General features: G+C 53.1%; 9 protein-coding genes and 5 tRNA genes. 2 read left to right on the top strand and 12 right to left on the bottom strand.

The genetic code is table 11. The annotated features are described in order from the left end of the window. Window positions 1-145 precede the first annotated feature (145 nt). The 4 genes from VLA04_03295 to VLA04_03310 are packed head-to-tail and all read right to left on the bottom strand — an operon-like array spanning window position 146 to window position 4,476. On the bottom strand, window positions 146-724 hold the full coding sequence (locus VLA04_03295) for a type II secretion system protein (GenBank protein ID HSI20708.1): 579 nt from the start codon (window positions 722-724) through the stop codon (window positions 146-148). Next, window positions 724-1,491: a prepilin-type N-terminal cleavage/methylation domain-containing protein gene (locus VLA04_03300; GenBank protein ID HSI20709.1), complete on the bottom strand. Its 768-nt coding sequence runs from the start codon at window positions 1,489-1,491 to the stop codon at window positions 724-726. Before VLA04_03300 ends, VLA04_03295 begins: the two co-directional genes overlap by 1 nt. A gap of 22 nt (window positions 1,492-1,513) precedes the next feature. Further along, window positions 1,514-4,162 carry an AAA family ATPase gene (locus VLA04_03305; GenBank protein ID HSI20710.1) on the bottom strand — a complete coding sequence of 883 codons (2,649 nt, stop codon included), beginning with the start codon at window positions 4,160-4,162 and terminating at the stop codon, window positions 1,514-1,516. After that, window positions 4,159-4,476, bottom strand: a complete 318-nt coding sequence (locus VLA04_03310; GenBank protein ID HSI20711.1) for a hypothetical protein — start codon at window positions 4,474-4,476, stop codon at window positions 4,159-4,161. The genes VLA04_03305 and VLA04_03310 overlap by 4 nt, the downstream gene beginning before the upstream one ends. Before the next feature lie 93 nt (window positions 4,477-4,569). Between VLA04_03310 and VLA04_03315 the strand changes: the two genes are divergently transcribed. Then, window positions 4,570-5,037 (top strand): hypothetical protein, encoded by a 468-nt coding sequence (locus tag VLA04_03315; protein HSI20712.1) that lies wholly within the window; start codon window positions 4,570-4,572, stop codon window positions 5,035-5,037. A gap of 40 nt (window positions 5,038-5,077) precedes the next feature. Here the strand turns inward: VLA04_03315 and VLA04_03320 are convergent, their stop codons facing one another. From VLA04_03320 to VLA04_03355, 8 genes are all read right to left on the bottom strand, one after another. After that, complete coding sequence (locus tag VLA04_03320; GenBank protein HSI20713.1) at window positions 5,078-5,974, bottom strand: hypothetical protein; 897 nt, start codon at window positions 5,972-5,974, stop codon at window positions 5,078-5,080. Window positions 5,975-6,118: 144 nt separating this feature from the next. Continuing rightward, entirely contained in the window at window positions 6,119-6,667 is a 549-nt protein-coding gene (locus VLA04_03325) for a GrpB family protein (GenBank protein ID HSI20714.1), read from the bottom strand. A gap of 264 nt (window positions 6,668-6,931) precedes the next feature. Then, window positions 6,932-7,007, bottom strand: a tRNA-Val gene (locus VLA04_03330). 176 nt (window positions 7,008-7,183) lie between these two features. Further along, window positions 7,184-7,258 (bottom strand) — tRNA-Phe (locus tag VLA04_03335). 27 nt (window positions 7,259-7,285) lie between these two features. Next, a tRNA-Leu gene (locus tag VLA04_03340) sits at window positions 7,286-7,372 on the bottom strand. 9 nt (window positions 7,373-7,381) lie between these two features. After that, entirely contained in the window at window positions 7,382-7,606 is a 225-nt protein-coding gene (gene secG, locus VLA04_03345; GenBank protein ID HSI20715.1) for a preprotein translocase subunit SecG, read from the bottom strand. 10 nt (window positions 7,607-7,616) lie between these two features. Next, window positions 7,617-7,690, bottom strand: a tRNA-Cys gene (locus tag VLA04_03350). A 94-nt stretch (window positions 7,691-7,784) separates the two neighbouring features. Then, window positions 7,785-7,859 (bottom strand) — tRNA-Gly (locus VLA04_03355). A gap of 130 nt (window positions 7,860-7,989) precedes the next feature. Here VLA04_03355 and VLA04_03360 point away from each other — a divergent pair. Next, window positions 7,990-8,194: hypothetical protein (locus VLA04_03360; GenBank protein HSI20716.1), on the top strand; the 205-nt coding region annotated here is incomplete at its 3' end.

The raw sequence follows: 8,194 nt of genomic DNA on the forward strand, positions 1-8,194 counted from the left end.
GGCTTGCCGGACAAGCTCAACAAGTTGTTGCTTGGGTGTGAGGTCTGTGGGCATGTAAGTGTCTGATGTCCGCCACTATAGCCACTTTTTTTAACCTGGTCAATAAGAAAAAACCCACTCTTCCGAGTGGATTTTTTGGCCTGTCTTACTGTGAGCAGGTGGCGGTAGCCGTTACGCTGCTACAAGGCTTGCCCCTGAGGAGCCATTGGGTGCGCTTAGTAGAGGAGGCCGCTCCTTGCACGAGGGTTTCGGCGTCCGCGGGTTGCTCACCTTCTAACCCCACCTCAATCACGTACTCATACTGTTGGCCACTGAGTGGCTCGGCTAATTGTGAGGCAGAAGGGCTGCCGTACCTGTTGTGGTAGGTGTAGCCGTTGCGGTAGTCCGCACAAGGGCTGGGCGCACTCTCTGGCAGCGGGTCTTTGGGGATTGTCCGGCCTAGGAAAAGGCCTAGGTTCAATTTGTTGGAGTTGGCAACGTCTGAAAGTAAGTCTGCGCAGAATATCCCTGTGGTCCTACTGGTTACGTGGACAGGGTAGAGGCCGCGTGCAGCGGTGGTCGCCTGGTCTACGGCGGTACCTATCGCCATGACATCACGTACCCGCTGGGCATCCCGCGAAGTACGCCGTGCACGAACAATGCCAGCTGCAGCAGCAGTCATTAGGATGCCTATGATGAGCATCGTCACCATGAGTTCGATGATGGTGAAGCCGCGCTTAGTCATTACTTGCGGATCATGAATACGTTGTTTTTGTACACGGTGACACCTACCCCATTCGTAGTGGAGGCTGAGTAGTACTTGGGTGAGTCAGAGAAAGGAACGTTGAGGGTAGTGTCGGTAGTGCCGCTCTCGAGGCGTGCGTATACTGCGTAGCCACCGACTAGGCGCCGGTAAACAAATGCCTGGGCACTATTGCTACCAAGAACGTCGTGGTTAGCGGCGTTAAAGAGGGTGGGGGCTGCTTCATCAAGTGGGGCAACGGCACCGGTGGAATTCTGATAGCGCTTTTCGGTAGGCGTTGGGTTAAGGTACTCGCCAAGCTCTGGGATCCAACTGGGGAAGGGGGCGTATTGCCCGGGGTCAAAACCAGCAATGGCCACGCCGCCGTTGCGGGTGTTACAGGGTTCTGATGCACCTGTCCCGCCTGTCACAGTAGGATAGGAATAGTACAGGATGCTGGTGTAAGTTGTTGAGCTACCACTGCCGTTATCAAGGGCTAGGCATCCCTGCCAAATGGTCCGCTGACCCGTGGAGGGGATGGCGGGCTCGTTCCCTACAAGACCAGGGAAGCGGCGCTTGGCTTGATAAAAGGCTTCGACGGCGGTGGAAATGCTGGCAACGCCTGTCTTACGCGCGTTGTCGCGGGCATTCTTTTGCGCGCTAATGTAGCTGGTGGTGGCAAGGCCGGTAAGCAGTCCAATGATGACAATGACAATAAGCAGCTCAATGAGCGTAAAGCCACGTTTCCGGTAGGTATGTACTGAGTTCATGGGGCCCTCCTAAAAGTTAGGCTTATTTTAGCATATCGGCTGTAATCTGCAGTGAATCACCCTTGGTAATTGAGCCTCCCAGGATGAGACGAGCTAGGAGCGCCTCTACTTTGTCCTGGATGACGCGGCGGAGGGGTCGGCCACCAAACTGAGGGTCATATCCTAGGGTGGTCAGGAGCTCTACGGCATCCTGGCTGAAGTTGAGGGTAATGCCTTGCTCTGCTGCGGAGGCGATTACCGGAGTAAGAAGAAGGCTGGTGACGGACTGCGCTTCACTCTGGGTAAGCGGCTGGAAGGGGATGACAGCATCAAAGCGGTTAAGGAACTCTGGGCGGAAGTGTTGCTGAAGCAAGTTGAGGATTTGCTTAGGCAGTTGCTCAGGCTGTACGCCTTCTTTAATGAGCTTCATGATCTCGGGCGAGGCGGCATTGGAGGTGGCTACCACAATTGCGTTCCGGTATTGCACGGTACGCCCGGTGTTTTCGGTAAGGCGCCCGTCGTCGAGGAGTTGGAGGAATAAGTTGAGTACGTCCGGGTGCGCTTTTTCTATCTCATCCAAAAGAATGAGTGAGAAGGGATGTTCGCGGATAGGCTGAGTAAGCGCACCGCCCTCGGTGTGACTTTCAGAGGTGCCGGGAGGTGCCCCAATGAGCCGGTATACAGCGGTGCCATCCTGGTATTCGGACATATCCAAGCGAATGAACGATTCCTCACGGCCAAAGTAAATGTTGGCCACGGCCTTAGCCATTTCCGTCTTACCTACACCGGTTGGACCCACAAACAAGAAGGTGGAAATTGGCCGGTCGTTAGAATGGAGACCGGCACGCGCCCGCCGCAGGGCATCGGCGACAGCCTTAACGGCCACTTCTTGGCCAATGATGCGCTTATGCAGCTCTGTCTCCATGTTGAGGAGGCGCTGGCCTTCTTCTACGCCTGCGGCCTTAACAGGCACGCCGGTACGCTTTTCAATCACACCCTGGATGTCGGTTGCTTGGACCCAGCGTTTCCCGGCCGCATGTGCCACGCTAGCCGCTTCCCCTAAGAGGGTAATGGCGCTTTGTGGGAGGACTTGGTCGGTTAGGTAGCGTTCTGCCAATTCCGCTGCCTCCTCAACTGCTGGATAGGTAAGGTATACATTCTCACGGTGTTCAATCCCTGCCGCCTCTTCTTCCAGAATGGCAACCGTCTGTTCTATGGAGGGTGGTTTTATTTCCACAACGGTGAGCAGGGAAGAGAGCTGGGCGTTTTGCTCCACATACCGGTGGTAGTCTGCGTAGGTGGCAGTGGAGATGACCTGGAGGGCACCCTGCTTAAGGGCGCTGGCCAGTACGGCAGCGGCGTCCAAGGGACCTGCCGAAGTGGAGACAAGGCTGTGGACGTCTGGAATAGCCAGTATGACGTTACCCGCTTGTGCAACCTCGTTGAGCATGGTCTGCACGTTTTGCTCGGGGTTTGGACTGGAGAGGAGGTTGGCAATGTCTACCTCGACAAGCCGGTGGTCCCGAAGCTGTTCAGGAACGTTTTCTTCAACCATGCGGAAGGCAATGCTCATGAGAACAGCGTTTTTCCCTACGCCAGGTTCTCCCACCAGGAGGAGGTTATGCTCCGTGGGGTTGCCAAGCACTTCCAATGCACGGGTTACCTCCGCCACACGGGCAGTGGTTCCGGGCACCGCTCCCTGGGCGGCTAAGGAAGTAAGGTCACGGGAGAAGTGGTCAAGGAAAGGTGTGGGGAGCGCGGTCCAGGCGCGGTTCATGAAACCCTTTGGCTTTACCCTTCCTTTTTCCCGCCAAAACGCCCAACGGCGTTGCCGCTCGGTGTCCTCGGCATACCATTTGGTGATGGCAAGGATGGCCTTGGGCGACATGTCGAACTTGCTAAACAATTGTGACTGCCAGGCTTCGTCCTCTGCATAGGCAAGGAGGATATCTTCAACGTCGATGTAGGGGAAGTGAAGGGTGTGCGCCCGTTGGAAAGCAGTGAAGAGGCGCTCACGAACCTGAGGGGAAACACTCAGGGTCTTGATGGTATCGGCTGTTCCCCGCGCAGTGTATGCCGCTGAAGCAGTAAGGATATCGTCCGGCACGTGCTCCAACCTTGCGATCATCGCCTGGATACGCGGTTGTTCAAGGATGGTCTTCAAGAAAACGCTGTCGGTAATAGTGTTGTCGTGCAGGATGGTGGCATTCCGGGCGGCATCCTCTAACAGCTCCATGACCCTCGGATTGGCGTAGGCAAATAAGTCCACGGGCTTTTCCGGATTCTCAGGCAGGTCGTGCAGGGTGAGCCCGCTTGTCCGTCGCCCTTCAAAGAGAGAGAGGCAGTACATGGTTGCCAACCCGCCTACTCCAAAACCTACATGGGCAAGTCCACCTGCCCAAACGATACTTAGCAGGTCCACCGCTTCGCTTAAGATGATGCCGAAGCATCCCAGGGTGAGAACCAGGGCAAGAAGGGTTAGGGCATACCTAATTGTTGTACGAACGGTGCGCTCGTGATGGGAATTGGGTGTAAGGAGTGAGGGGAGGGTGAGTGTGTACTTTTGCCCAGCTTCGTTGGATAGCCATACCGCATCCCCATGGCAGGTAGGGCAGGTAATGAGCCCACCGGGCTCACCAGTGACTCCCCAGCCAGCGCAAGAAGGGCAGGTTGTAGGGCTGAAAGATGTCATAGCGGGAGAGGGACGGTAAGGCCGCCAATAATACTTGCCACACAGATGACGGGGAAGAGGAGCCAAAGGAGGTAGAAAAAGGCATAGAGGAGGGCGGCCAAAACGAAAACGAACAAGCCAGCCATAATGCGTGCTAACCTCAAAAACACCCCAATGATACGTCCCTGCCAGGTGTAATCCTGGAAGAGGGGGCGCCCCATGTTCCGCCAGGTATCTACTACTGCAAAGGTGCCGTCAAAAACACGAACCGTATGGAGGTATCGCTGGACTACCCAGGGACCACTTTTGACGTACCACATCCGCAGAAGTTGCATACATATATTAAACCACGGAAATGGGGTAAACCTCATTGACATTTTGTGTAAAATGTGGTAAATTCCCGCTGCCATCCACGGATGGAGGTGTCTATGAAACCTGAAAACAAACCGAGCTCTCTTCAGAAGGCGTTGTACGCCCTCATCGCCCTTGTTGTGCTCTTAAGCGCGACCGCTTTTGCCAGCAACCAGCAGGCAAGCAAGTTCAGCCAGGACCTGACTCGTCAGGAAAAGCAGGTGGCGGCTCAGAAGGCCCTCCGCTCACCCGGTATAGGTGCCGTATTGGAAGGTGCAACGTTTGCCAACTACACCAAACAGCCTAACTTTCGGCAGGTCAACGATATTGTCCTTGCCTACGGAGCAAGGCCGCATAAACCTGGCGAGCGACCGTACCTGGAGCTGGAAGAAGAGGGTAGTGTCATTATCCTCAAGTTCGCTGCCTTTACCCTCCGGGTTGACCGCAACGAGCGGTATTTCCACAACGCTCTCCGTCGTGACCTAGAGAGGGCGGCGGCGGAACGAATTAACCGCATCCATATCGGCATGCTAGAGCCTGAGTAGGTTGGAATCGCCTGGGACCACACGAACGTGTGGTCCTTTTTCATTGCATGGGTTGGCCCGACGCTCGCTTCCTTGCTCTGGCAATGCGGAAAAACCAGACTATCATGGGCAGTATGAGAAGTGCTGGAATTGCCCAAATGAGAAAATAGGACACTTTTGTTACGGTTGTTTTGAATGTGCTGCAATCAACGTACCCATTCACTCCCCAGTCGAATGTCTGGTTTCCATCCTTTTCATAGAGCGCAACGAGGTCATCTGTCTTGCTAGGACTTACTCCTGCTGCAAGGTAGGGTTCCCTGACGAGACCAGGATCCTGCTCAATCTCTGACAGGCTTTTTTTAATGACAGTCCCATGGTCGGGGTCTGCAATCCAGAGGGTATTTGTTGCCGGATCTATGAGCACCTCAGAAACCACATGCCCCTTTAAAGTGATTAACCGGGATTGGACGTCGTTTTTACCCAAGATGCCGGTCAAGGCAATTGCGTGCTCTGAGCACCAACCTACCCCGCGTTGGAGCGCCCTATAAGGGTTGCAGAACTCGTACTTTAGATAGATATCCGGCCGGATAAAGCTTCCCAAGTAGAGTAAGTAGTTGTGATAAGGGGGGATTGTTAAGTTGTAGCGAGTGATATTACTATCTTCCCAGTCATGGAGCATAGTGCGGTTGATAACCGAATTCAGCCGTAAAGTGTAATCTTGATTCGATTCCTTCGGACCCCTATCGATCTGCTTCAGGGCATCTTCGTAGCTCAGGCTAGTACCGTGGTTGTCCTCCGCCACCACCGAATAGATGAGTGTGCTTCGTTTTGGAATGAAGAATCCTATCAGGTTCAGACACAGGAGGAAAACGCCTATACAAAATGCCAACCACGCAAGGGTGAGGGATGGTGAGAGTCTCTTTTCAATGATTTTAGTGGCCTCGGGAGCGTCTGACATGCACTGGTTTAGGGGGTCTGGCTAGCTTTTCTGCGCGCCTTTCTTTTTAAGGGAGGCCGATTATAGATCATAATACCAAATAGTAGCAGATGTGGCTTACTACAGTTGGTTCTTGTCCTCTCGGGCGACAAAAGCCCTTACAGCTCAAGCCTGAGAGTCGTACCAGGCATAGGCTTGGACATGTAAGGTATCCATGTACTCATCTTTGAGTCGACGGTACGAGGCATAATCCTCAGGATATTGTTCCTTGAGTTGCTTCTTAATGCTGGCGTAGCCTAATGCTTCTTTAGGGTGAGCAATGAGATAGTCACGCACTGCTCGTAGCTCTTTAATTCGGAAGTTCCCTGGTTCATAGCAGTGAATGTTGGCTACTTTTTCGTGTCCCTTCTCACGTGCAAAGAGTCGCCCTCCCGATTGGAGGATATCGCCGTAGGAGATGTAACCAGCTATTTCTAGGGCAGGGGTTTTGGAATCAATAGCAGTGATATCGTTTGTAATTATGAGGATATCGATAAGGGGTTTGCCGGACATGCCTGGGATTGACGTGCTGCCAACGTGTTCTACTGCTGTGGCAGTGGAGCCCAGTATCTCTTTGAGTTTGGCGGCTTCTGCGGCGAACATATCTCGCCAGACTGGATTGTATGGGACAATCTCGTAGCGCCGTGAGGGGTTGGATGAGTTTTTAGTTTCCATATATAGGGGTAATAAATGTATTTTTAAGCATCTCTTTTGAGAATAGCAGGACAGAATAACTGGATAGTGCGCAGGTGTCAATGAGGTGGTGGGCCTACGCTCACTTTCTGAACCTTCCATTACATGTTGGAGCGGTTCAGAAGCGTTGCGCTAACTCCCCTCTCCCTGCGGGAGCAGTGTATTGGGGAGGTGGAGTCCTCTCACCTGGTTTCAAGTCTCTAGGCCGACAAAGAAAAAAGACACCTGGAAGGTGTCCTTTTTCTTTGGTGGGCCCTAGAGGACTCGAACCTCTGACATCCTCGGTGTAAACGAGGCGCTCTACCAACTGAGCTAAGAGCCCATACGCAGTGGAAGAAAAAATGTGTTTACATATTTTTTCTTATCGCGAGTATGGGTGCTATTCGCGGAGCGAATAGAGCCACGAGTAAGCGGGATAGTCTGCGTTGCAGATAGAGCCCGATGCTTTTCATCTCACGATAGGTTTGATCCTACCAAAATCAACCATAAAAATCTACTTGGTGCCGAACCTCAGAATCGAACTGAGGACACGAGCCTCTTCAGGGCCCTGCTCTACCACTGAGCTAGTTCGGCATGCTTCTCACTCTGGTATTCAAGGTATGGTGCCGGGAAGAGGACTCGAACCTCCACCATGTTGCCATGACTAGCACCTGAAGCTAGCGTGTCTACCAATTTCACCATCCCGGCTTACGATCCCTATGCCTGTTTAGCGAGTACCAGCTGAAGAATGGCAAGGACTACGAAACTGATCGCAAAGACGATGGATAGGTAGTAGAGGATCTTCTCCGCGCCACGGCGGCTGGTAAAGACTTCTGAACCCGCACCAAATGCGTCACCAAGACCGGTACCACGCTGCTGAAGCAAGATGCTGGCAGCGAGTAAGAACGTAACAATAACGTGGGCAATCTGTAGGGGAAGCATATGGTTTGTGTGGAGGCGTGAGCGGGAATCGAACCCGCGATAAGGGTTTTGCAGACCCCTGCCTTACCACTTGGCTATCACGCCGTATTTAAATGATGCTGAGTTTAGGTACCTGTCGCTGAAAACATGTGCCGCTGCTTGGGAGAAAGGTTCCCAGGGACAGATACCAAACTTTTTTTGGAGCGGGTAACGGGAATCGAACCCGTTTCTCCACCATGGCAAGGTGGCGTAATGACCATTATACGATACCCGCATTTATTCCTTCCGAAGCGTCGCTTTACTCTAGCTTATCAGATCAAATGTGTAAACTATCTGCAAGTTCTCAGTTGCTGGGAACGGTTAGAGCTGCTTTAGTGTGAAGGCAATCGGTAAGTTACGAACATATGGCCAAGAAGAGTAAACACAAGAAGAAGCACCAGCAGACCCAGAAGGTTGTCCAAAAAGCTCCTCCTGTTGTCATGAATACTATCCAGTCAGCCGCGCTCCCACAGCAGTCAGCGCCGGCACAAAAACCAAGTGGGCTTGAAGTGGGGGAACTGTATATTCGTCAGGATATTTTGCGCATCGTTATCCTCCTCGCAGTGGTAG

It is taken from the genome of Verrucomicrobiia bacterium, assembly GCA_035460805.1.
Taxonomy (GTDB): Bacteria; Patescibacteriota; UBA1384; order CAILIB01; family CAILIB01; genus DATHWI01.

Coding starts and splice junctions, on each gene's coding strand:
- VLA04_03295 (HSI20708.1), bottom strand. CDS start 724: ATGACTAAGCGCGGCTTCACCATCATCGAACTCATGGTGACGATGCTC.
- VLA04_03300 (HSI20709.1), bottom strand. CDS start 1,491: ATGAACTCAGTACATACCTACCGGAAACGTGGCTTTACGCTCATTGAG.
- VLA04_03305 (HSI20710.1), bottom strand. CDS start 4,162: ATGACATCTTTCAGCCCTACAACCTGCCCTTCTTGCGCTGGCTGGGGA.
- VLA04_03310 (HSI20711.1), bottom strand. CDS start 4,476: ATGCAACTTCTGCGGATGTGGTACGTCAAAAGTGGTCCCTGGGTAGTC.
- VLA04_03315 (HSI20712.1), top strand. CDS start 4,570: ATGAAACCTGAAAACAAACCGAGCTCTCTTCAGAAGGCGTTGTACGCC.
- VLA04_03320 (HSI20713.1), bottom strand. CDS start 5,974: ATGTCAGACGCTCCCGAGGCCACTAAAATCATTGAAAAGAGACTCTCA.
- VLA04_03325 (HSI20714.1), bottom strand. CDS start 6,667: ATGGAAACTAAAAACTCATCCAACCCCTCACGGCGCTACGAGATTGTC.
- secG (HSI20715.1), bottom strand. CDS start 7,606: ATGCTTCCCCTACAGATTGCCCACGTTATTGTTACGTTCTTACTCGCT.